Below are 22,017 nucleotides of genomic sequence, written 5' to 3'. Positions count from 1 at the left end.
ATCCCGCCAGCCGATCCGGGCCGGCTTTAGACCCAACCTCAGGAACGAAAGACGATCATGTCCATTTCCATGCGCGAAATGCTGGAAGCCGGTGTCCACTTCGGGCACCAGACGCGCTTCTGGAACCCCAAGATGGCCCCTTTCATTTTCGGCCATCGCAACAAGATTCACATCATCAACCTCGAAAAGACGGTTCCGCTGTTCGAGGAAGCCCGCAAATTTGTGCGTCAGCTCACCGCCAATGGCGGCACGGTGCTGATGGTGGGCACCAAGCGCCAGTCGCGTGATCTGGTGGCGGCCGAGGCGCGCCGCGCCGGTATGCCGTACGTCGAGCAGCGCTGGCTGGGCGGCATGCTGACCAACTTCAAGACGGTCAAGGCCTCCATCAAGCGCCTGAAGGACATGCAGGCCCAAAAAGAAGCCGGTCTGGACAGCATGTCCAAGAAAGAGCAACTGCTGTTCAACCGCGAGATCGAAAAGCTCGAGAAGGACATCGGCGGCATCCAGGACATGACGGCGCTGCCGGATGCGATCTTCGTGATCGACGTCGGCTACCACAAGATCGCCGTGGCCGAAGCCAAGAAGCTGGGCATCCCCGTGATCGGCGTGGTGGACACCAACCACTCGCCGGAAGGCATCGATTACGTGATCCCGGGCAACGACGACTCCGCCAAGGCGGTCGCCATCTATGCCCGCGGCATTGCCGATGCCGTGCTGGAAGGCCGCAACGCCGCCGTGAACAACGCCGTGCAGGCTGCGCGCGCCGGTGACGACGAGTTCGTCGAGGTCGAGGAAGCCTGAGCCGCAGCCGCGCGGTGAACGAAGGGGCTGCGTGCCCCTTTTTTGTCACCGTGTGGACACATCCCCGAGATTACATTCGGGCGGCGCGCGCCGCCCACAGGAGCAATACGATGGCAGCTATCACCGCTAGCATGGTCGCGGAACTCCGCGCCAAGACCGACGCCCCAATGATGGAGTGCAAGAAGGCCCTGACCGAGGCCGACGGCAACATGGAGAAGGCCGAGGAAATCCTGCGCGTCAAGCTGGGCAACAAGGCCGGCAAGGCCGCCAGCCGCATCACCGCCGAAGGCGTGGTCGCCTCGCACATCGCTGGCAACACCGGCGCGCTGATCGAGGTCAACTGCGAGACAGACTTCGTGTCCAAGAACGAGCTGTTCGCCGGCTTCTGCGCGGCGCTGGCCAAGCTGGTGGCCGAGAACGATCCGGCCGACGTGGCGGCGCTGTCCGCCCTGCCGTTGTCGATGGAAGGATTTGGGCCGACCGTCGAGGACGTGCGCAAGGGTCTCATCGGCAAGATCGGCGAGAACATGACGATCCGCCGCTTCAAGCGCTACGCCGGCGGCGGTCAACTGGCCGCCTACCTGCACGGTGTGCGCATCGGTGTGATGGTCGAGTTCGACGGCGATGCCGTGGCGGCCAAAGACGTGGCCATGCACATCGCCGCGATGAAGCCGGTGGCGACCTCGTCGGCCGACGTGCCGGCCGAGCTGGTGGCCAAGGAGCGCTCGATCGCCGAACAAAAGGCCGCCGAGTCGGGCAAGCCCGCCGACATCATCGCCAAGATGGTGGAGGGCGCCGTCCAGAAGTACCTCAAGGAAGTGTCCCTGCTGGATCAGGTGTTCGTCAAGGCCGCCGATGGCAAGCAGACCGTGGCCCAGTACCTCAAGGGCACCAACACCGCCGTCAAGGCCTTCACGCTGTACGTGGTGGGTGAGGGCATCGAGAAGAAGCAGGACGACTTCGCGGCCGAAGTGGCGGCCCAGGTCGCCGCGGCGCAAAAGGCCTGACCAACGTTTCCCCTTTCCAGACGGCCGGCTCCTGCCCAGGGGTCGGCCGTTTTTGCAGCCTGCCTCGTCGCAACCCGTCCCCGGTACCCTGTCCCCCGTACAATTCTCAAAAGGTAACGAGACCCGCCATGCCCGCTTTGCAGCGCATCCTCCTCAAGCTCTCCGGTGAAGCCCTGATGGGCGATGAGGCCTTCGGCATCCACCGCGGAACGATCGAGCGCATCGTAGCCGAGGTCACCGAGGTCAGCCGCCTGGGCGTGCAGGTGGCCATCGTGATCGGCGGTGGCAACCTGTTCCGCGGCGTCGCCGGCGGGGCGGTGGGCATGCACCGTGCCACGGCCGATTACATGGGCATGCTGGCCACGGTCATGAATGCGCTGGCCATTGGCGACGCGCTGGATCGCAGCGGCACCAAGGCGCGCGTCATGTCGGCCATCGCGATCGACCAGGTGGTCGAGCCCTATGTGCGTCCCAAGGCGCTGCAGTATCTGGAAGAGGGCAAGGTGGTGGTCTTCGCCGCCGGCACCGGCAACCCCTTCTTCACCACCGACACCGCCGCGGCCCTGCGCGGCGCCGAAATCGGCGCCGAGATCGTGCTCAAGGCCACCAAGGTGGACGGTGTCTACACCGCCGACCCCAAAAAAGACCCGAACGCCACCCGCTACCAGCGCATCAGCTTCGACGAAGCCATGGTGCGCCAACTGCAGGTGATGGACGCGACGGCCTTTGCGCTGTGCCGCGACCAGAACCTGCCGGTGCGCGTGTTCTCGATCTTCAAGCCCGGCGCGCTCAAGCGCGTGGTGCAGGGCGAGGACGAGGGCACGCTGGTGCACGTTTGAGACAACGAGAGGCCATTCGATGAGCAGCATCCCCGACATCAAGAAAACCGCCGAACAAAAGATGCAGCAGTCGCTGGAGGCGCTGCGCAGCGGCCTGGCCAAGGTGCGCACCGGTCGCGCCAACCCGGCGTTGCTGGACACCGTGCAGGTCGAGTATTACGGCAGCATGCTGCCGATCAGCCAGGTGGCCAACCTGTCGCTGCTGGATGCGCGCACCATCGGCGTGGCGCCGTGGGAAAAGGGGATGGGCGCCAAGATCGAGAAGGCGATCCGCGAGTCCGACCTGGGGCTCAATCCCGCCTCGCACGGCGACCTGATCCGCGTGCCGATCCCGCCGATGACCGAGGAGCGCCGCCGCGAGCTGACCAAGGTCGTCAAGGCCGAGGGCGAGCACGCCAAGGTGGCGATCCGCAACCTGCGCCGCGACGCCAACGAGCACGTCAAGCGTCTGGTCAAGGACAAGCTCGCCTCCGAGGACGACGAGCGCCGCGCACAGGACGACATCCAAAAGCTGACCGACCGCATGATCGCCGAGGTCGACAAGATGGTGGCGGCCAAGGAAGCCGACATCATGGCCATCTGAGGCGGGCTGCATGTCCGTCACCCCCGATGCGGCCCCTGGCGCCGTCCCCGACGTCGCGGGTCGGGTGCCGCACCACGTGGCCATCGTCATGGACGGCAATGGCCGCTGGGCACGCCAGCGGCTGCTGCCCCGCGTGGCCGGACACCGCGCGGGTATGGGGACGCTGCGCCGCGTCATCGGCTGGAGCGTGCAGCGCGGTGTCCGGGTGCTGACGGTGTTCGCGTTCTCGTCGGAAAACTGGAATCGTCCCCAGGACGAGGTCGGCGCGATTCTGCGCCTGATGGTCCAGGCCCTGATGGATGAGGTTCCCCGGTTGGAAGAGGCCGGGGTGCGGCTGCATGTGCCCGGTTCGCCCGAAGGGCTGCCTTCCGCGTTGGTGGACGGTATCGCCGAGGCCGAGCGCCGCACGGCCGGCAACGATCGGCTGGTGCTCAATGTGTGCTTCAACTACGGTGGGCGGTGGGACATCGTGCAGGCCGCGCAGGTGCTGGCAGCGCACGGCGAGCCGATCACGGAATCCTCCCTGTCGGCAAACCTGGCCTTGGCCCATGTGCCGGATCCGGATTTGGTGATCCGCACGGGGGGGGAGCAGCGCATCAGCAATTTTCTGCTCTGGCAGATCGCCTACAGCGAGCTGTTTTTCACCGACCGCCTCTGGCCCGACTTTGACGAGCCGGAGTACGACCGCGCCTTGGCGGCGTATGCGCAGCGCCAGCGGCGCTTTGGGCGCACCCCTGAGCAGGTGCAGGCTTCGCGCGCGGCCTGAGGTCTGGCCACCCGCACGGCACGACAAGACGCCCCATGTTGCTGCAACGCGTGATCACGGCAGTGGCGCTGCTGCTGGTGCTGTTGCCCGCGATGGTGTATGCCGGGCCGCTGCCGTTTGCGGCCGTCACCGGCGTGTTGATGGGGGCGGCCGGATGGGAGTGGTCCCGGCTGAACGGCTGTGGCCCCAAGGGGGCCCTCGTCAGCGGTCTGGGGCTGATGGGCGTGCTCGGGTTGGCGTGGGGGGCGTGGGGCGATGCGCCCTGGCCGGCGATGGTCTGGTGGGGCATCACCGCGCTGTGGGCCGCCGTGCTGGTGCTGGCGTTGCGGCAAGGGGTGGAGGCCTGGGGGCGTTGGCCCGTTGCGCTGCGGCTGCCCTTCGGCTGGTTGGCGCTGGCGGGCGCGTGGTGGGCGCTCGTCAGCCTGCACGCCCGCGGCCTGGGTGTGCTGCTGAGTGCACTGCTGCTGGTGTGGGTGGCGGACATCGCGGCGTACTTTGGCGGCAAGGCGTTTGGTCGGCGCAAACTCGCCCCGCGCATCAGTCCGGGCAAGAGCTGGGAGGGGGTCGTCAGCGGAACGCTGGCCGTCCTGGTGCTGGCCTGCGCCTGGACGGCCGTGGCTGGCGTTTGGGCGCCGGCGACACAGGCGCTGTACCCCATCCTGGTTGAGCGGGGGATGGTGGTGGCGATTCCGGCGCTGTTGCTGTTGACGGCCGCCAGCGTCGCCGGAGATCTGTTCGAATCGCTCGTCAAGCGCAGCGCCGGGGTCAAGGATTCCAGCGCGCTGCTGCCCGGTCATGGGGGGGTGCTCGACCGCGTCGATGCGCTGCTGCCGGTGTTGCCGGCGGTGATGGCGCTGCTGGCGGGCGCGGCGTGACCCGACCCCGTTCCAACCCCAATCCGCCCCCAACGTCCTTCGTGTTCGGCCCCTTGGATCGTTCCGCATGACCTCCGTCATCCCCACCGAGGCCTCGTCCCCCCGCCAGCGCATCGCGGTGCTCGGCGCGACGGGCTCGATCGGTACCAGCACGCTCGATGTGGTGGCCCGCCATCCGGATCGCTTCGAGGTGGTGGCCCTGAGTGCCGAGCGGCAGGTCGATGCGCTGCTGGCGTTGTGCGAACGCTTCCGCCCCCGCTGGGCGGTGATCGGCGCGTCGCGGCGTGACGAACTGGCGACCGGTCTGCGCCAACGCGGCCTGCCCACACAGGCCCTGGGCGGGCCCGCCGGGCTGACCGAGCTGGCCGCGCACCCCGAGGTGGATACCGTTATGGCGGCCATCGTCGGCGCGGCGGGGCTTGCCCCCTGTCTGGCGGCGGCCCATGCGGGCAAGCGCTTGCTGCTGGCCAACAAAGAGGCGCTGGTCGTCGGCGGCGAGGTATTTCTGGCCGCCGTGCGCGCCGGCGGAGCACGCTTGCTGCCCATCGACAGCGAGCATTCCGCCATCTTCCAGGCCCTGCCCGAGGACCCCGAGACCTGGGCCGCGCGGGTCGAGAAAATCGTGCTGACCGCCTCGGGCGGGCCGTTTCGGCAGCGCGATCCTGCGACGCTGGCCACCGTCACGCCGCAGGAGGCCTGCGCCCACCCCAACTGGGTCATGGGGCGCAAGATTTCGGTCGATTCGGCGACGATGATGAACAAGGCGTTGGAAGTCATCGAGGCGCGCTACCTGTTCGGCTTTGCGCCGGAGCAGATCGACGTGGTGATCCATCCGCAGAGCGTGGTGCACTCGATGGTTCAGTACCGGGACCGCTCCGTCGTGGCGCAGCTTGGGACACCGGACATGCGCGTGCCCATCGCCTACGGGCTGAGCTGGCCAGAGCGCATCGCCTCGGGGGCCGAGCCGCTCGATTTTGCGACCCTGGGGGCGTTGACCTTCGAGCCGCCCGACCCGCGGCGCTTTCCCGGCCTGTTCCTGGCCTGGGAGGCGTTGCGCGCCCCAATTGGCACGACCGCCGTGCTCAATGCAGCCAACGAGGTGGCGGTCGATGCCTTCTTGTCCGGGCGGCTGCGCTTTGACCACATCCACGCGGTCAACCGCGGAACGCTGGAGGCCTTCGTCCCCTCCAAACCGGGGTCGCTGGACGATCTGCTGGCCATCGACCGCGAGGCGCGGGCGCGGGCCGGCGAGCGCGTTCGGGGGCTGGCGCGGGGCTGAGTGCCTGACCGCCCGCGCGACCCCATGGAAGGCACCCGATGATCACCGTTTTGTCGTTTCTGGTCGCGATCGCCGTCCTGATCGCCGTTCACGAGTGGGGGCACTACCGCATGGCGGTAGCCTGCGGGGTGCCGGTGCTGCGGTTTTCGATCGGCTTGGGCCGGCCGCTGTTGACGTGGCGCAACCGCCGGGGTACCGAATTCGTCGTGGCGGCCCTGCCGCTGGGCGGCTACGTGCGCATGCTCGACGAGCGGGAGGCGCCGGTGGCGGCCGCGCAGCGGCACCTGGCCTTCAACGCGCAGCCGCTGCGTCGCCGAGCAGCCATCGTGGCGGCGGGGCCGGCCGCCAATTTGTTGTTGGCAGTCGCGCTCTATGCCTTCGTGGCGTGGTGGGGGATACCGCAGGCGCAGCCCGTGCTCGCCAGCCCGACCGCGGCTTCGCTGGCCGAGCGGGCCGGCATCCGCGGCGGCGAATGGGTGAGCGCTGCGGCGACGGCCGACCAGGCCCCGCAGCCGGTGCGGTCCTTCGACGAATTGCGCTGGCGGCTGACACAGGCGGCGTTGGAGGGGCAGGATCTGCGACTTTGGCTCGGCGACGGATCGCAGTCCCCGGGGCGGGAGGTCACGCTGCCCCTGTCCGCGCTGGAGGTCCGCGATGTCGACGCCCAACTGTTCGAGCGCATCGGCATCGTGGCCCCGTGGTCGGCACCGCAACTTGGCGAGGTGATGCCGGATGGCGCGGCCGCCGCAGCGGGCCTGCGAGCGGGCGATCGCGTGCTGGCGGTCGATGGCGAGGCCATCGTCGATGCCCAGCAACTGCGCGCGCGCATCCGCGCCGCCGTGGACGAGCGCGGCCAGGCCCGGCCCCAGCGCTGGCGCGTCGAGCGGGACGGGTCGGTACAGGAGGTGGTGGTCACGCCGCGTCCGCAGCCGCAGGGCGACGCCTGGGTCGGCCGGGTCGGTGCCATGGTCGGCGCGACCCCTGCGATGACGGTGGTCGAGCACGGCGTCGTGGACGCCCTGGGCGAGGGGCTGCGCCGCACCTGGGAGGTGTCCATCCTGTCGTTGCAGATGCTGGGCAAGATGCTGATCGGCGAGGCCTCGCTGCGCAACCTGAGCGGCCCCCTGACGATTGCCGACTACGCCGGGCAGTCCGCCAGCCTGGGCTGGATCCCGTTTCTGACGTTTTTGGCCTTGGTGAGCGTCAGCCTGGGCGTGCTCAACCTGCTACCGCTGCCCGTCTTGGATGGGGGGCACCTGATGTATTATCTTTGGGAGGCGGTGGCCGGCCGGCCGCTGTCCGAGGTGTGGATGGACCGGCTGCAGCGAGGGGGCGTGGCCTTGCTCGTCGCCCTGATGTCGCTGGCCATCTTCAACGATCTTGCCCGATTGCTCGGCTGACCCCGGGCAGACCCGCACCGCATGAAACCTTCTCACGAGCGCTCCTGGCGCGTGCGCGCCGGCGTCCTGCTGGCGACGCTGGCCACCGCCCTGCCGGCCTGGGCCGTCAACCCCTTCACCGTCCGCGACATTCGAGTCGAAGGCCTGCAACGGGTCGAGCCCGGTACGGTGTTCGCTTCGCTGCCTTTCCGCGTGGGCGACACCTACTCGGACGAGCAGGGCGCCGCGGCGATCCGCGCGCTGTTCGGTTTGGGGCTGTTTTCGGATGTGCGCCTGCAGGTGGATGGCGACGTGCTGGTCGTCATCGTCGAGGAGCGCCCGACGGTGGCCGACGTCAGCTTCACGGGGGTCAAGGAGTTTGACAACGAGGTGCTGCGCAAGGCGCTGCGCGACATCGGGCTGACCGAGGGGCGGCCGTTCGACCGGGCGCTGGCCGACCGCGCCGAGCAGGAGCTCAAGCGCCAATACCTCAACCGCAGCATGTACGCGGTGCAGGTCACCACCACCGTCACGCCGATCGAGCGCAACCGCGTCAACCTCAACTTCAATGTCGTCGAGGGCGCCGTCACCAAGATCCGCGAGATCCGCATCGTCGGCGCGCAGGCCTTCCCGGAAAAGACGCTGCTGGATCTGTTCGACCTCGACACCGGCGGGTGGCTGAGCTGGTACACCAAGAGCGACCGTTACTCGCGCGCCAAGCTCAATGCCGATCTAGAGTCGCTGCGGTCGTACTACCTGACGCGCGGCTACCTGGAGTTCAACATCGACTCCACCCAGGTGGCGCTGTCGCCGGACAAGTCCACGCTGACGCTTACCATCAACATCACCGAAGGCCAGCGCTACGCCGTGTCCGCCGTGCGGCTGGAAGGGGACTACCTGGGCAAGGAAGCCGAGTTCCGGTCACTCGTCCGCATCCAGCCCGGGCAGGCCTACAACGCCGAGCAGGTGGCCGAGACCGTCAAGGCCTTCACCGACTACTACGGGGCGTTCGGCTATGCGTTTGCACGCGTTGAGGCCGTGCCCGAGATCGACCGCGAGCGCAACCGCGTCGCCCTCGTGCTGCGCGGCCAGCCGTCGCGGCGCGCTTATGTGCGCCGCATCCAAATCGAAGGCAACAACCGCACCCGCGACGAAGTCATCCGGCGCGAGTTTCGCCAGCTCGAATCGTCCTGGTACGACAGCGACAAAATTCGCCTGTCGCGCGACCGGGTGGACCGCTTGGGCTTTTTCACCGACGTGCGCATCGACACCCAAGAGGTGCCGGGCGCGCCGGATCAGGTGGACCTCGTCCTGACGGTGACCGAAAAGCCGACCGGCAACCTCACGGTAGGCGCTGGCTACTCGCAGGCCGAAAAGCTCTCGCTGCTCGCTGGCATCCAACAGGAAAACGTCTTTGGCACGGGCAACTACCTCGGGCTCAACGTCAACACCAGCAAATTCAACCGGCAGTTCGTGCTCAGCACGACCAACCCGTACTTTACCGAGGACGGCATCTCGCGCACGCTGGATGTGTACTACCGCACGACCCGTCCGTTCGATGCCCAGGAGGGCGACTACCGCCTGGTGACGCCGGGCGCGAGCATCCGCTTCGGCGTACCGTTCACCGAGACCGACACGGTGTTCTTCGGCATCGGCATCGAGCAGACGAAGATCGAGCCAGGCAACCGCATGCCGGAGGCCTACAACGACTTCATCGCGCGCTTCGGTGACGCGCCGCTGTCGGTGCCGCTGACGGTGGGCTGGGCGCGCGACGAACGCGACAGTGCACTCGTGCCCACCCAGGGCGCCCTCAAGCGCATCAACGGCGAATTGGGCATCGCCGGCGACACCCGCTACGTCAAAGCCAGCGCCCAATACCAGCAGTACATCCCGCTGAACCGCAAGTTCACCCTGGCTTTCAATGCAGAGGCCGGCTGGGCCAAGGGCCTGGGCGGCAAGCCGGTGCCGCTGTTCAAGCACTTCTACGGCGGGGGGCTAGGCTCGGTGCGTGGCTTCGAACAGGGCACGCTGGGCCTGCAGAGCGCGCTGACCAACAGCACCGACAAGGCCTATCTGGGCGGCAACAAGATGGTGCTGCTCAACACCGAGCTGATCACGCCCTTCCCTGGCGCGGGTAACGACCGCACCTTGCGTATGTTCGGCTTTTTCGATGTCGGCAACGTCTATGCGCCGGATCAGAAGTTCTCCCTGTCCGATCTGCGCGCTTCCTCCGGCATCGGCGTGAGCTGGATCTCGCCGGTCGGCCCGCTTAGAATCGCCTTCGCCAAGCCGCTGCGCAAGCAGACTGGCGACAAGACGCAAACCGTCCAATTCTCGATCGGTACCGCTTTCTGATGAAACACATGACCCGGACCTGGGGCGCCCGCTGGGTGTTGGCGGCAGCCGTCGCCGCTGCCTCCACCGTGGCGCTGGCCCAGGATCTCAAGATCGGCTTCGTGAGCACCGAGCGCATTCTGCGCGATTCCAACGCAGCCAAGGCCGCCCAAACCCGCCTGGAGCAGGAGTTCTCCCGCCGGGAGCGCGAGATCGACGCCCTAGGCAACCAGTTGCGCCAGGCGACCGAAAAACTCGAAAAAGACGCGCCGACGCTGTCCGAATCCCAGCGCGCGACGCGCCAGCGCCAGCTCGCCGAACTGGACCGCGACTTTCAACGTCGCCGGCGTGAGTTCCAAGAGGATCTCGCCCAGCGCCGCAACGAAGAGCTGCAACAGGTCATCGAGCGCGCCAACCGTGTGATCAAGCAGATCGCCGAGACCGAAAAGTACGACCTGATCCTGCAGGAAGCGGTCTATATCGCCCCGCGCCACGACATCACCGACAAGGTGATTTCGGGGCTGAACAACGCCAAGTGAGCGCTCGCCTGTCCGACCTGCACGCCGCCCTGGGCGGCGTTTTGCATGGCGCGGGCGATCGGGTCGTGGTGCGCATCGCGCCTCTGGCCGAGGCCGGGGAGGACGCGGTAGCCTTCGTCGCCCATCCGCGTTACCGCGCGGCGCTGGCTGGGTCGCGGGCCGGAGTGGTGATCGCGCCGCCCGATTTGGTGGCCGATGTGCTGGCCCGCGCCGAGCCGCCCGCAGGCGGCTGGGCGTGCTGGGAGAGCCCAGACCCCTACGGGACTTTCGCCCGGTTGACCCAATGGTGGCGCCAGCACGTGCAGCCGCGGCCGGCGCCGGCCGGTGTTCACCCCACTGCCTGGGTGGCGCAGGGCGCGCGCGTGCATCCGACGGCGCGGCTCGGCCCCTTCGCGGTGGTGGAGGACGGCGCGGTGGTCGAGGAGGGTGCGGAGCTCGGCGCGCATGCGGTGGTGCAGGCGCGCGCGCACGTCGGGGCTGGCACGCGGCTCGGGGCCCACGTTGTGCTCGGCTACGACTGCCGCATCGGCGCGCGCGGCCTGGTGCACGGCGGCACGGTGATCGGCGCCGACGGCTTCGGTTTCGCGCCGGTGCCGCTGCCCGACGGGTCGGGGCGCCGCTGGGAGAAGATCGAGCAGCTCGGCGCCGTGCGCATCGGCGACGACGTGGAGATTGGCGCCAACTGCTGCATCGACCGCGGCGCGCTCGGCGACACGGTGCTGGAAGACGGCGTCAAGCTCGACAACCTGATCCAGATCGGCCACAACGTGCACGTGGGCCGCCACACCGCGATGGCCGGCTGCGTCGGCATCGCCGGCTCGGCGCGCATCGGGGCTTTTTGCACGCTGGGCGGCGGGGCCATCGTGCTCGGTCACCTGGAGCTTGCTGATCACGTGCACATCTCGGCGGCGTCGGTGGTGATGCGCTCGATCCTGCGGCCGGGGCAGTACAGCGGCATCTTTCCGATCGACGACAATCGCGCCTGGGAGAAGAACGCCGCGACGCTGCGCCAGCTGCACGCGCTGCGCGAGCGCCTCAAGGCTCTGGAACGACGCACGACCTCATGATGGACATCCACCAAATTCTCAAGCAACTGCCGCACCGCTACCCGATCCTGCTGGTGGACCGGGTGCTGGAGCTGCACAAAGGCGCCTCGATCCGCGCGTTGAAGAACGTCTCCATCAACGAGCCGGTGTTCACCGGGCACTTTCCGCACCGGCCGGTATTTCCGGGCGTGCTGATGCTGGAGGCGCTGGCGCAGACGGCGGCGCTGCTGGCGTTCGACACGCTGGGGGTGACGCCGGACGAGCAAACGGTGTACTACTTCGCCGGCATCGATGGCGCGCGCTTCAAGCGCCCGGTGGAGCCGGGCGACCAGCTCGTCATGGATGTGACGCTGGAGCGCATGAAGGCCGGCATCTTCAAGTTCAAGGGCGTGGCGCGTGTCGGCGATCAAGTGGCCTGCGAGGCCGAGCTGATGTGCACGATGCGCCGCATCGCCGGCTGAAGCCGACCGAGCCCGCAATGGCCCGCATCCATCCGACCGCGCTGGTCGATCCGAAGGCCGAGCTCGACGCCGACGTCGAGATCGGCCCCTACACCGTCGTCGGCCCGCACGTGCGCATCGGCGCCGGCACGACGGTCGGCGCGCACTGCGTGCTCGACGGCCACACGACGATCGGGCGCGACAACCGCATCTACCCGTTCGTCAGCCTCGGCCTGCCGAACCAGGACAAGAAATACCGCGGCGAGCCGTGCCAGCTCGTCATCGGCGAGCGCAACACCATCCGCGAATACAGCACCTACCACGTTGGCACGGTGCAGGGCGGGGGCGTGACGCGCCTGGGCGACGACAACTGGATGATGGCCTACACCCACCTGGCGCACGACTGCATGGTCGGCAGCCACACGATCTTTGCCAACAACGCGCAGCTGGCGGGCCACGTGCAGGTGGGCGACTGGGCGATCCTGGGGGGCTTCACGGTCGTGCACCAGTTCGTGCGCATCGGCGCGCACGCGATGACGGCGATGTGCGCGCTGCTGTTTGCGGACGTGCCGCCGTTCGTGATGGCGCAGGGCCAGCCGGCGCAGGCGCGCTCGATGAACTTCGAGGGGCTGCGCCGGCGTGGGTTTTCCGCGCAGCGCATCGCCGCGGTCAAGGCCATGCACAAAGCGCTCTACCGCGAAGGGCTGACGCTCGTGCAGGCAGTCGAGCGCATCGAGGCGCTGGCGCAGACCCACCCGGAGGCCGCGGCGGACGTGGCGCTGATGCGCGACTTTCTGGCCGGCGTCGATGCGCAGCGCGGCATCGTGCGCGCGCGCCGCGGCGAGGCTTGACGGCAGCGGGGTGAAATGAGCCACCCGTCTCGGGATGCTGCCACGGGTGCCGCCGCGCCTCGGCTGGCGCTGGTGGCGGGCGAGGCCTCGGGCGACGTGCTGGCGGCGCAGCTGCTGCAGGGGCTGCGCGCGCGCTGGCCCAAGCTGCGGGCCGCCGGCATCGGCGGCCCGGCGCTGCAGGCGCAGGGGTTCGACGCCTGGTGGCCGAGCGAGAAGCTCGCGGTGCGCGGCTACGTCGAGGTGCTGCGCCACTACCGCGAGATCGTCGGCATCCGCCGCCACCTGCGCGCGCGGCTGCTGGCCGAGCCGCCGGCGCTGTTCGTCGGCGTCGATGCGCCGGACTTCAACCTGGCGCTGGAGGCCGACCTGCGTGCGGCGGGCATCCCGACGGTGCACTTCGTGGCGCCGGCCGTCTGGGCGTGGCGCCCGGAGCGCGTCGAGCTGATCCGCCGCGCCTGCGACCATGTGCTGTGCATCTTTCCGTTCGAGCCGGCGCTGCTGGCCCCGCACGGCATCGCCGCCACCTACGTCGGCCATCCGCTGGCCGGCGTCATCCCGCTGCGGCCGGACCGCGCCGGCGCGCGCGCGACGCTGGGCATCGACGACGCGCAGCCGCTGGTGGCGCTGCTGCCCGGCAGCCGCCGCGCCGAGATCGACCATCTGCTGCCGCGCTTCCTGGCCGCGGTGGCGATCCTGCGTGCCGAGCGGCCGCGGCTGCGCTTCGTGCTGCCGGCGGTGCCGGCGCTGGAGGGGCTCATCCGCACCCGGGTGGCCGCGAGCCCCCACGCCGCGGCGATCACCGTGCTGCGCGGGCAGTCGCACGCGGCGCTGGCCGCCTGTGACGTCGTGCTCGTGGCCAGCGGCACCGCGACGCTGGAGGCGGCGCTGTTCAAGCGCCCGATGGTGATCGCTTACCACATGCATCCGCTGTCGTGGTGGCTGACGCGGCGCAAGATGCGCCAGCCGTGGGTCGGGCTGCCCAACATCTTGTGCGGGGAGTTCGTCGTGCCGGAGCTGCTGCAGGACGCGGCCACCCCGCAGGCGCTGGCGGAGGCGACGCTGGCGTGGCTGGCCGACGACGCCGCCGCGCACGCGCGGCGCGAGCGCCTGGTGGCGCGCTTTGACGCGCTGCACGCCGAGCTGCGACGCGACACCGCGGCGCTGGCGGTGCAGGCGATCGCGCCGCTGCTCGAGCGCGGGGGGGCACCATGAAGACGGGCCCGACGTCTCGTCCGACATCTGCCCGTCCCGACCGCCGCGCCCGGGTGCCGCTGGCCTATGGCCGGGCTGCAGTCCAACAATACGCTTTCGACTGGGGCGATGGGGGCCTGGTGGCCGGCGTGGACGAGGCCGGCCGGGGGTCGCTGGCCGGGCCCGTCGTGGCGGCTGCCGTCATCCTGGACGATCAGGACCCGATCGACGGCGTGGCCGATTCCAAGACCCTGAGTGCCGCCCGGCGCGAGGCGCTTTTTGACGCCATACGGGCGCGCGCCCTGTGCCTGGGGGTCGGTACCGCCAGTGTGGAAGAGATCGACCGGTTGAACATTCTGCAGGCGACGTTGCTGGCCATGCGGCGCGCGGTGGCCGGGCTTCGGCTGCGTCCCTCGTTGGTGCTGGTGGACGGCAACCGGCTGCCGGTGCTGGAGATGCGGGCCGAAGCCGTGGTGCGCGGCGATGCGACCGTGGCGGCCATTGCCGCTGCCTCGATCGTGGCCAAGGTGACGCGCGATCGCCTGATGGACGAGGCGCATGCTGCCCACCCGGCATACGGCTTCGACCGGCACCGCGGCTATGGCACGGCGCAGCACCTGCACGCCTTGCGGCAGCATGGCCCCACGCCGTGGCACCGGCGCAGCTTCGCGCCCGTGGCCGAGGCGCTGCGCGCATCGACCATCAGGGGCGTCCCATGACCCCGCAGCGTCCACCCGAGCCGATTGCCTCGCGCGACAATCCGCGCGTCAAACGCCTGCGACGCTTGGTGCAGGATGGCGGCGCCTACCGGCGCGAGGGCGTCGTCTGGGTCGAAGGCGACCATTTGTGCCGTGCCCTGCTGACCCGCGGGTGGCGGCCCGAGGCGGTAGTAGCCAGCCCCGCAGGCCTGGCGTGGGTGCAGACGTGGCAGCGGACCGGGGCGCTGGCGCCCGATGTGCCGGTGTGGCTGCTGACCGAGGCGCTGATGGCGCAGCTCAGCCCGCTGGAGTCGTCGTCCGCCCGCGTCGGCTGTCTGGCGCCCGTGCCGCCCACTCAGGCCGTGCAGGCCGGCGTACCCACCGTGGTGTTGGACCGGCTGCAGGACCCGGGCAACGTCGGCTCCATCCTGCGCAGCGCGGCGGCCTTCGGCTTCCGCCAAGTGGTGGCGCTGCGCGGTACGGCGGCGCTGTGGTCGCCGAAGGTGCTGCGTGCCGGCATGGGGGCCCATTTCGGCCTCGCGCTGGTGGAGGCGGTGGATGTCTCCTGCCTTGCCGACTTGCAGGTGCCGCTGCTCGCGACCAGTTCCCACCACGGGGACTGGTTGCACGAGACCCGCCTGCCCTGGCCGTGCGCCTGGTTGCTGGGCCACGAAGGGCAGGGTGTTCGTTCGGACTTGATGGCGCAGGCCGCCCAGACGGTGCGGGTCATCCAGCCCGGCGGCGAAGAGTCGCTCAACGTGGCCGCCGCTGCTGCGATCTGTCTGCACGCTAGCGCGGCGGCGGTGTTTGGCGGGCTATAATTCCAAGGTTTACCCAGACCGTCCGTGTCCACCCGGTGACTGTCCTGCGAGCCTCCCGACCGCCCCGTGGTCGCCGGGCGCTGCGGCGGACGGGGCCAGGTGGGTGCGGGTGCGTCCAAACCTTCCTGGAGAGTGTCCGTGTTTCCCGTCCTTGCACCCGCCATCCTTGCGCTCGCAGACGGCACGGTCTTTGAAGGTGTGGCCATCGGTTCGACCGGCCAGACCGTGGGTGAGGTGGTGTTCAACACCGCCCTCACCGGTTATCAGGAAATCCTCACCGACCCCAGCTACCGCCAGCAGATCGTGACCCTCACGTATCCGCACATCGGAAACGTCGGGGTCAACGGCGAGGACATCGAATCCGGCGCCGTCCAGGCCGCTGGCCTGATCATCAAGGACCTGCCCCAGCTCCATTCCAACTTCCGCGCCGGTCAGTCCCTGGGCGACTATCTGCGCCGCGAGGGCATCGTCGCCATCGCGGGCCTGGACACGCGCGCGCTGACGCGCCGTCTGCGCGAGCACGGCGCGCAAAACGGTGCCATCGTTGCGTTGCGCGAGGGCGAGACCCTCACCGACACCGTGCGTGCGGAGGCCGTGGCTGCCGCGCGTGGCGCGCCGAGCATGGCCGGGCTGGATCTGGCCCAGGCCGTCACCACCGCGCAGCCCTATGAGTGGAGCGAGACCGAGTGGCGGCTGCAGCGCGAGGACGGCACGCGCGGCTATGGGCGCCTGGCCCAGCCGCGCTTTCACGTCGTCGCCTACGACTTCGGCGTCAAGCGCAACATCTTGCGCATGCTGGCCGAGCGCGGCTGCCGCGTCACCGTGGTGCCGGCGCGCACCCCGGCGGCCGAGGTGCTGGCGCTGCGCCCGGATGGCGTATTCCTTTCCAATGGCCCCGGCGACCCCGAGCCATGCGACTACGCGATCGCGGCCGCGGCCACCGTCATCGAGCGCGGTGTACCGACGTTTGGCATCTGCCTAGGCCACCAGATCCTGGCGTTGGCCAGCGGCGCGCGCACGTTCAAGATGAAATTTGGCCACCACGGCGCCAACCACCCGGTCAAGGACCTCGACACCGGGCGCGTCAGCATCACGAGCCAGAACCACGGTTTTGCGGTCGACGAGGCCAGCCTGCCCGCGACGCTGCGCGCCACGCACGTGAGCTTGTTCGACGGCACGCTGCAGGGCATCGCGCGCACCGACCGCCCGGCGTTCGGCTTCCAGGGTCACCCGGAGGCCAGCCCGGGCCCGCATGACATCGCCTATCTGTTCGACCGCTTCACGGCCCTGATGGCCGCTGCCGGAAAGTGATTCCATGCCCAAGCGCACCGACCTTCATAGCATCCTCATCATCGGCGCCGGGCCCATCGTCATCGGCCAGGCGTGCGAATTCGACTACTCCGGCGTGCAGGCCTGCAAGGCGCTGCGCGAGGAGGGCTACCGCGTCATCCTCATCAACAGCAACCCCGCGACGATCATGACCGATCCAGCCACGGCGGATGCGGTCTACATCGAGCCGATCACCTGGCAGACGGTCGAGAGAATCATCGCCAAGGAGCGTCCGGATGCCATCCTGCCGACCATGGGCGGCCAGACCGCGCTCAACTGCGCGCTGGACCTGTGGCGCCACGGCGTGCTGGCGCGCTACGGCTGCGAGCTGATCGGCGCCCGCCCCGAAGCCATCGACAAGGCCGAGGACCGCCAGAAGTTCAAGGAGGCGATGACGCGCATCGGGCTGGAGTCGGCGCGCTCGGGCATCGCGCACAGCATGGACGAGGCCTGGGCCGTGCAGCGCACGGTGGGCTTTCCGGCGGTGATCCGGCCCAGCTTCACGCTCGGCGGCACGGGTGGCGGCATCGCCTACAACCCGGAGGAGTTCGAGACCATCTGCAAGCGCGGGCTGGAGGCCTCGCCGACCTCGGAGTTGCTGATCGAGGAATCGCTGGTCGGCTGGAAAGAGTTCGAGATGGAGGTGGTGCGCGACCGGGCCGACAACTGCATCATCGTCTGCTCGATCGAAAACCTCGATCCGATGGGCGTGCACACCGGTGATTCGATCACCGTGGCGCCGGCGCAGACGCTGACCGACAAGGAATACCAGCGCATACGCGATGCCTCCATCGCCGTGCTGCGCGAAATCGGCGTGGACACCGGCGGCTCCAACGTGCAGTTCGCGATCAACCCGGCCGACGGGCGCATGATCGTCATCGAGATGAACCCGCGCGTGAGCCGCTCGTCCGCCCTGGCGTCCAAGGCCACCGGTTTTCCGATCGCCAAGGTGGCGGCCAAGCTCGCGGTCGGCTACACGCTGGACGAGCTGCGCAACGACATCACCGGCGGGGCCACGCCCGCGTCGTTCGAGCCGACCATCGACTACGTCGTCACCAAGATCCCGCGCTTTGCGTTCGAGAAGTTTCCGCAGGCCAACGACCGCCTGACGACGCAGATGAAGTCGGTCGGCGAGGTGATGGCCATCGGCCGCACCTTCCAGGAAAGCTTCCAAAAGGCGCTGCGCGGGCTGGAAGTCGGCGTCGACGGCATGAACGAAAAGACCCAGGACCGCGAGACGCTGGAGCGCGAGCTCGGCGAGCCGGGGCCGGAGCGCATCTGGTACGTCGGCGATGCGTTCGCGGCGGGCTGGTCGCTGGAGGAAGTGCACCACTTCACCAAGATCGACAAGTGGTTCCTGGTGCAGATCCAGGAGATCGTGCAGATCGAGCTGGCGCTGGACCGCCACACGGCGCAGCACGGCGCGCGGGCGCTGGAGGCGCTGGACGCCGCGACGCTGCGCACGCTCAAGCGCAAGGGCTTCTCGGACCGGCGGCTGGCCAAGTTGCTGGCCACCACCGAAGGCGAGGTGCGCGCGCGCCGCCACGCGCTGGGCGTGCGGCCGGTGTACAAGCGCGTCGACACCTGCGCGGCCGAGTTCGCCAGCCACACCGCCTACCTCTACTCCACCTACGAGCAGGAGTGCGAGGCCGCGCCGAGCGATCGGCGCAAGATCATCGTGCTCGGCGGCGGCCCCAACCGCATCGGCCAGGGCATCGAGTTCGATTACTGCTGCGTGCACGCGGCGCTGGCCTTGCGCGAGGACGGCTTCGAGACCATCATGGTCAACTGCAACCCGGAGACCGTCTCCACCGACTACGACACCAGCGACCGGCTCTACTTCGAGCCGCTGACGCTGGAGGACGTACTGGAGATTGTCGCGGTGGAGCAGCCCGAGGGCGTCATCGTGCAGTACGGCGGCCAGACGCCGCTGAAGCTGGCGCTGGGGCTGGAGCGTGCTGGCGTGCCGATCATCGGCACCTCGCCCGACATGATCGACGCCGCCGAGGACCGCGAGCGCTTCCAGCAGATGCTGCACCGGTTTGGCCTGAAGCAGCCGCCCAACGCCACTGCGCGCGCCGAGGCCGAGGCGATGGAGAAGGCCGCCGAGCTGGGCTACCCGCTCGTCGTGCGGCCGAGCTACGTGCTGGGCGGGCGCGCGATGGAGATCGTGCACGAGCCGCGCGATCTGGAGCGTTACATGCGTGAGGCGGTCAAGGTCAGCAACGACTCGCCGGTGCTGCTGGACCGCTTCCTCAACGACGCCATCGAGTGCGACGTCGACTGCATCCGCGACGCGAGCGGCCAGGTGCTGATTGGCGGCGTGATGGAGCACATCGAGCAGGCGGGCGTGCACTCCGGCGACTCGGCCTGCTCGCTGCCGCCGTATTACCTGGCGTCGGCCACCGTGGCCGAGATCAAGCGCCAGACCGCGGCGCTGGCCGAGGCGCTGCAGGTTGTCGGCCTGATGAATGTGCAGTTCGCGATTCAGGAGGTGGAGGACGGCGGCGCCAAGCGCGACGTGATCTATGTGCTGGAGGTCAACCCGCGCGCCAGCCGCACCGTGCCGTTCGTCTCCAAGGCCACCAGCATCCCGCTGGCCAAGGTCGCGGCGCGTTGCATGGCCGGCAGGACGCTGGCCGAACAAGGGGTCACGCGCGAGGTCACCCCGCCGTACTTCAGCGTCAAGGAGGCGGTCTTTCCGTTCGTCAAGTTCCCGGGCGTGGACACCATCCTGGGGCCGGAGATGAAGTCCACCGGCGAGGTGATGGGCGTGGGCCGCAGCTTCGGCGAGGCGTTCGTCAAGAGCCAGCTCGGCGCCGGCGTGCGCCTGCCGCGGCCCACCGACGCGGTGCGCAAGATCTTCCTGTCGGTCAAGCCCGGCGACAAGGCGCGCGTGGTGCCGATCGCGCGCGATCTGGCGGCGATGGGCTTCGAGCTCGTGGCCACGCGCGGCACCGCCGCGGCGATCCAGGCCGCCGGCGTGCCGTGCGCCGTGGTCAACAAGGTCACCGAGGGCCGGCCCAACATCGTCGACATGATCAAAAACGGCGAGATCGCCATGGTCATCAACACGGTGGAGGAACGCCGCAACGCCATCGCCGATTCGCGCTACATCCGCGTGGCGTCGCTGGCCCACCGCGTGACCACCTTCACGACGATCTTCGGCGCCGAGGCCGCGGTGGAGGGCATGAAGGTGATGGACGACCTGCCGGTGTACGCGCTGGCGGAGCTGCACGCCCAACTGGTGTGATGCGGTGACCACCGACCACCCGCCGGGCGGCGTGTCCGGCTGGGTGGTTGCGCGGTAAACCGGTTATCATTACAAGCGATACGACACCGCCGAACGGCAACGCTCGGCGGTTTGCTTTTGTGCGACAAGGATTGCTTCCATGCCCACCATTCCGCTGACCAAGCGCGGTGCCGACAAGCTCAAGGAGGAGCTGCACCGCCTGAAGACTGTCGAGCGCCCCGCCGTCATCCAGGCCATCGCCGAGGCGCGTGCGCAGGGTGACCTGAGCGAGAACGCTGAATACGACGCCGCCAAGGACCGCCAGGGCTTCATCGAAGGCCGCATCAAGGAGATCGAGGGCAAGCTCGCCGCGGCCCAGATCATCGACCCGGCGCAGCTCGACGCCGGCGGTAAAGTGGTGTTCGGCGCCACCGTCGAGCTGGAGGATGAGGCCACCGGTGAGACCGTCACCTACCAGATCGTCGGCGAGGACGAGGCCGACCTCAAGCTCGGGCTGATCAACGTCTCCAGCCCGATCGCGCGTGCGCTGATCGGCAAGGAGGAGGGCGACATCGCCGAGGTGCAGGCGCCCAACGGCGTGCGCCGCTACGAGATCGTGGCCGTGCGCTACGAGTGAGGGCGCAGCCGGTGCGAGCCCTCGGGCCAATCTGGTCAGCCTGGACGCAGCGCTGGCCGCTGCTGGTGGCGGCGCTGTGGTGGGGCGCGGTGACGGCGTGGAGCTTCGTCGCCGTGCCGCTGCTGTTTTCGCACTTCTACAACCCGGCGGTGGCCGGTGGCATGGCCGCGCGGCTGTTTCAGGTGCAGTCGTGGGTGAGCGTCGCTGCGGCGTTGGCGCTGCTGCTGTGGGGGCGTGCGCAGCGTGGCCGCGGGCAAGCCGGGGATGCGAGCTGGGCGCTGTTGCCGTGGCTGCTGCTCGGGGCGCTCGCCGGCTTGGTGCAGGAGTTTGGCGTCGCCCAGCGTATCCTCACCGCCCGCCAGACCGGCGCCAATCTGGCGCTGTGGCACGGTTTGGGCACGGTGCTGGTGGCGCTGCAGTGGCTGTGCGCACTGCGCAGCCTGTGGTGGCTGGCCGGGCGGGGCCAACACGCCTCAGGGTCGGACGGTCGCTGAGGCGCCAACGGCTGAAGGGGGTCTGCCAACCGTGCGTTGCGCTGCCTCGACCGTATTCAGCAGCAGCATCGCAATCGTCATCGGCCCCACACCGCCGGGCACCGGGGTGATCCAGCCGGCCACCTCGCGCACGGCGTCGAAGTCGACGTCGCCGCACAGTTTGCCGTCGGGTAGCCGGTTGATGCCGACGTCGAGCACGACGGCACCGGGCTTGACCATGTCGGCGCCGATCATGCGCGGCTTGCCCACCGCCGCGACCAGGACATCGGCCTGGCGCGTGTGGTGGGCCAGGTCGGCGGTGCCGCTGTGGCAGATCGTCACCGTGGCGCCGGCCTGCAGCAGCAGCAGCGCCATCGGCTTGCCGACGATGTTGCTGCGGCCCACCACGATGGCGTGCTGACCGCGCAGGTCGGTGCGGCCGATGTGCTCCAGCATCTTCATACAGCCGTAGGGCGTGCACGGCCGGAAGGCGGGTTGGCCGACCAGCAGCGCCCCGGCGTTGGCGACGTGAAAGCCATCGACGTCCTTCTCCGGTGCGATGGCCTCGATGACGCGTTGGGCGTTCAGATGCGCCGGCAGCGGTAGTTGCACCAGGATGCCGTGGATGGCAGGGTCGGCGTTGAGCGCGGCGATGCGCGCCAGCAGTTCGTCTTCGGTCAGGGTGGCGGGGTAGGTTTCCAGCAACGAGTGGATGCCGGCCTCGCCGCAGGCCTTGACCTTGTTGCGCACGTAGACCTGGCTGGCGGGGTCGTCGCCGACCAGGATCACCGCAAGGCCCGGCCGGTGGCCGCGGGCCGCCAGCGCGGCGGCGCGTTCGGCCACGCGCTGGCGCCAGTGGCGCGCCAGCGCCACGCCGTCGATCAGTTGGGCAGTCAT

21 protein-coding genes and 1 pseudogene are annotated in these 22,017 nt (G+C 69.1%); 21 read left to right on the top strand and 1 reads right to left on the bottom strand.

Features of this window, described 5'->3' with window-relative positions:
• The first annotated feature begins 57 nt into the window (after nt 1–57).
• The 21 genes and pseudogenes from rpsB (at nt 58) to V7026_RS00585 (ending at nt 21,141) form a co-directional block, all read left to right on the top strand.
• Nucleotides 58–801: a 30S ribosomal protein S2 gene (rpsB, locus tag V7026_RS00680; protein WP_334153323.1), complete on the top strand. Its 744-nt coding sequence runs from the start codon at nt 58–60 to the stop codon at nt 799–801.
• A 110-nt stretch (nt 802–911) separates the two neighbouring features.
• Entirely contained in the window at nt 912–1,808 is an 897-nt protein-coding gene (gene tsf / locus V7026_RS00675; RefSeq protein WP_334153322.1) for a translation elongation factor Ts, read from the top strand.
• Nucleotides 1,809–1,936: 128 nt separating this feature from the next.
• Nucleotides 1,937–2,647, top strand: a complete 711-nt coding sequence (gene pyrH / locus V7026_RS00670) for a UMP kinase (RefSeq protein ID WP_334153321.1) — start codon at nt 1,937–1,939, stop codon at nt 2,645–2,647.
• Between the two features lie 19 nt (nt 2,648–2,666).
• The gene (gene frr / locus V7026_RS00665) at nt 2,667–3,230 is read left to right on the top strand and encodes a ribosome recycling factor (RefSeq protein WP_334153320.1); all 564 of its coding nucleotides are present in this window, start codon (nt 2,667–2,669) and stop codon (nt 3,228–3,230) included.
• A gap of 10 nt (nt 3,231–3,240) precedes the next feature.
• Nucleotides 3,241–3,996, top strand: coding sequence for a polyprenyl diphosphate synthase (gene uppS / locus V7026_RS00660; RefSeq protein ID WP_334153319.1), 756 nt, complete (start codon nt 3,241–3,243; stop codon nt 3,994–3,996).
• A gap of 35 nt (nt 3,997–4,031) precedes the next feature.
• Entirely contained in the window at nt 4,032–4,871 is an 840-nt protein-coding gene (locus V7026_RS00655; RefSeq protein WP_334153318.1) for a phosphatidate cytidylyltransferase, read from the top strand.
• Nucleotides 4,872–4,938: 67 nt separating this feature from the next.
• Nucleotides 4,939–6,150 carry a 1-deoxy-D-xylulose-5-phosphate reductoisomerase gene (locus V7026_RS00650; RefSeq protein ID WP_334153317.1) on the top strand — a complete coding sequence of 404 codons (1,212 nt, stop codon included), beginning with the start codon at nt 4,939–4,941 and terminating at the stop codon, nt 6,148–6,150.
• A 38-nt stretch (nt 6,151–6,188) separates the two neighbouring features.
• Nucleotides 6,189–7,550, top strand: coding sequence for an RIP metalloprotease RseP (rseP, locus tag V7026_RS00645; RefSeq protein ID WP_334153316.1), 1,362 nt, complete (start codon nt 6,189–6,191; stop codon nt 7,548–7,550).
• A 21-nt stretch (nt 7,551–7,571) separates the two neighbouring features.
• A complete protein-coding gene (gene bamA, locus V7026_RS00640; protein ID WP_334153315.1) occupies nt 7,572–9,884 on the top strand; it encodes an outer membrane protein assembly factor BamA in 2,313 nt (770 codons plus the stop codon).
• A complete protein-coding gene (locus tag V7026_RS00635; RefSeq protein WP_334153314.1) occupies nt 9,884–10,402 on the top strand; it encodes an OmpH family outer membrane protein in 519 nt (172 codons plus the stop codon). Before bamA ends, V7026_RS00635 begins: the two co-directional genes overlap by 1 nt.
• Nucleotides 10,399–11,469 (top strand): UDP-3-O-(3-hydroxymyristoyl)glucosamine N-acyltransferase, encoded by a 1,071-nt coding sequence (lpxD, locus tag V7026_RS00630; protein WP_334153313.1) that lies wholly within the window; start codon nt 10,399–10,401, stop codon nt 11,467–11,469. Before V7026_RS00635 ends, lpxD begins: the two co-directional genes overlap by 4 nt.
• A complete protein-coding gene (gene fabZ, locus V7026_RS00625) occupies nt 11,466–11,909 on the top strand; it encodes a 3-hydroxyacyl-ACP dehydratase FabZ (protein WP_334153312.1) in 444 nt (147 codons plus the stop codon). The genes lpxD and fabZ overlap by 4 nt, the downstream gene beginning before the upstream one ends.
• A gap of 17 nt (nt 11,910–11,926) precedes the next feature.
• Nucleotides 11,927–12,739, top strand: a complete 813-nt coding sequence (gene lpxA / locus V7026_RS00620; RefSeq protein WP_068606335.1) for an acyl-ACP--UDP-N-acetylglucosamine O-acyltransferase — start codon at nt 11,927–11,929, stop codon at nt 12,737–12,739.
• A gap of 15 nt (nt 12,740–12,754) precedes the next feature.
• On the top strand, nt 12,755–13,951 hold the full coding sequence (gene lpxB / locus V7026_RS00615) for a lipid-A-disaccharide synthase (protein ID WP_334153311.1): 1,197 nt from the start codon (nt 12,755–12,757) through the stop codon (nt 13,949–13,951).
• On the top strand, nt 13,948–14,649 hold the full coding sequence (rnhB, locus tag V7026_RS00610; protein ID WP_334153310.1) for a ribonuclease HII: 702 nt from the start codon (nt 13,948–13,950) through the stop codon (nt 14,647–14,649). The genes lpxB and rnhB overlap by 4 nt, the downstream gene beginning before the upstream one ends.
• Complete coding sequence (locus V7026_RS00605) at nt 14,646–15,449, top strand: TrmH family RNA methyltransferase (RefSeq protein WP_334153309.1); 804 nt, start codon at nt 14,646–14,648, stop codon at nt 15,447–15,449. Before rnhB ends, V7026_RS00605 begins: the two co-directional genes overlap by 4 nt.
• 138 nt (nt 15,450–15,587) lie before the next feature.
• Nucleotides 15,588–16,760: a glutamine-hydrolyzing carbamoyl-phosphate synthase small subunit gene (gene carA, locus V7026_RS00600; protein ID WP_334153308.1), complete on the top strand. Its 1,173-nt coding sequence runs from the start codon at nt 15,588–15,590 to the stop codon at nt 16,758–16,760.
• A gap of 4 nt (nt 16,761–16,764) precedes the next feature.
• Nucleotides 16,765–20,031 carry a carbamoyl-phosphate synthase large subunit gene (gene carB / locus V7026_RS00595; RefSeq protein ID WP_334153307.1) on the top strand — a complete coding sequence of 1,089 codons (3,267 nt, stop codon included), beginning with the start codon at nt 16,765–16,767 and terminating at the stop codon, nt 20,029–20,031.
• Nucleotides 20,032–20,063: 32 nt separating this feature from the next.
• Nucleotides 20,064–20,189, top strand: a pseudogene (locus V7026_RS11415) (hypothetical protein); the annotation flags it as partial.
• Entirely contained in the window at nt 20,171–20,647 is a 477-nt protein-coding gene (gene greA, locus V7026_RS00590; protein WP_334153306.1) for a transcription elongation factor GreA, read from the top strand. The pseudogene V7026_RS11415 and the gene greA, both read left to right, overlap by 19 nt.
• A gap of 11 nt (nt 20,648–20,658) precedes the next feature.
• Nucleotides 20,659–21,141 (top strand): DUF4149 domain-containing protein, encoded by a 483-nt coding sequence (locus tag V7026_RS00585; protein WP_334153305.1) that lies wholly within the window; start codon nt 20,659–20,661, stop codon nt 21,139–21,141.
• Here V7026_RS00585 and folD read toward each other — a convergent pair.
• Nucleotides 21,121–22,017 (bottom strand): bifunctional methylenetetrahydrofolate dehydrogenase/methenyltetrahydrofolate cyclohydrolase FolD, encoded by an 897-nt coding sequence (gene folD, locus V7026_RS00580; RefSeq protein ID WP_334153304.1) that lies wholly within the window; start codon nt 22,015–22,017, stop codon nt 21,121–21,123. The genes V7026_RS00585 and folD overlap by 21 nt on opposite strands.

This window comes from Tepidimonas sp. (genome assembly GCF_036825565.1).
Classification (GTDB): domain Bacteria; phylum Pseudomonadota; class Gammaproteobacteria; order Burkholderiales; family Burkholderiaceae_C; genus Tepidimonas.
Note: the sequence above shows the minus strand (reverse complement) of the source record. Positions and strands in the feature narration are given on the sequence as shown.

Excerpts from the sequence above, each read along its gene's own strand:
- rpsB (WP_334153323.1), top strand. The coding sequence starts at position 58 with ATGTCCATTTCCATGCGCGAAATGCTGGAAGCCGGTGTCCACTTCGGG.
- fabZ (WP_334153312.1), top strand. The coding sequence starts at position 11,466 with ATGATGGACATCCACCAAATTCTCAAGCAACTGCCGCACCGCTACCCG.
- frr (WP_334153320.1), top strand. The coding sequence starts at position 2,667 with ATGAGCAGCATCCCCGACATCAAGAAAACCGCCGAACAAAAGATGCAG.
- greA (WP_334153306.1), top strand. The coding sequence starts at position 20,171 with ATGCCCACCATTCCGCTGACCAAGCGCGGTGCCGACAAGCTCAAGGAG.
- uppS (WP_334153319.1), top strand. The coding sequence starts at position 3,241 with ATGTCCGTCACCCCCGATGCGGCCCCTGGCGCCGTCCCCGACGTCGCG.
- pyrH (WP_334153321.1), top strand. The coding sequence starts at position 1,937 with ATGCCCGCTTTGCAGCGCATCCTCCTCAAGCTCTCCGGTGAAGCCCTG.
- V7026_RS00635 (WP_334153314.1), top strand. The coding sequence starts at position 9,884 with ATGAAACACATGACCCGGACCTGGGGCGCCCGCTGGGTGTTGGCGGCA.
- bamA (WP_334153315.1), top strand. The coding sequence starts at position 7,572 with ATGAAACCTTCTCACGAGCGCTCCTGGCGCGTGCGCGCCGGCGTCCTG.
- rseP (WP_334153316.1), top strand. The coding sequence starts at position 6,189 with ATGATCACCGTTTTGTCGTTTCTGGTCGCGATCGCCGTCCTGATCGCC.
- tsf (WP_334153322.1), top strand. The coding sequence starts at position 912 with ATGGCAGCTATCACCGCTAGCATGGTCGCGGAACTCCGCGCCAAGACC.
- lpxA (WP_068606335.1), top strand. The coding sequence starts at position 11,927 with ATGGCCCGCATCCATCCGACCGCGCTGGTCGATCCGAAGGCCGAGCTC.
- V7026_RS00650 (WP_334153317.1), top strand. The coding sequence starts at position 4,939 with ATGACCTCCGTCATCCCCACCGAGGCCTCGTCCCCCCGCCAGCGCATC.
- V7026_RS00655 (WP_334153318.1), top strand. The coding sequence starts at position 4,032 with ATGTTGCTGCAACGCGTGATCACGGCAGTGGCGCTGCTGCTGGTGCTG.
- V7026_RS00605 (WP_334153309.1), top strand. The coding sequence starts at position 14,646 with ATGACCCCGCAGCGTCCACCCGAGCCGATTGCCTCGCGCGACAATCCG.
- carB (WP_334153307.1), top strand. The coding sequence starts at position 16,765 with ATGCCCAAGCGCACCGACCTTCATAGCATCCTCATCATCGGCGCCGGG.
- folD (WP_334153304.1), bottom strand. The coding sequence starts at position 22,017 with ATGACTGCCCAACTGATCGACGGCGTGGCGCTGGCGCGCCACTGGCGC.
- lpxB (WP_334153311.1), top strand. The coding sequence starts at position 12,755 with ATGAGCCACCCGTCTCGGGATGCTGCCACGGGTGCCGCCGCGCCTCGG.
- rnhB (WP_334153310.1), top strand. The coding sequence starts at position 13,948 with ATGAAGACGGGCCCGACGTCTCGTCCGACATCTGCCCGTCCCGACCGC.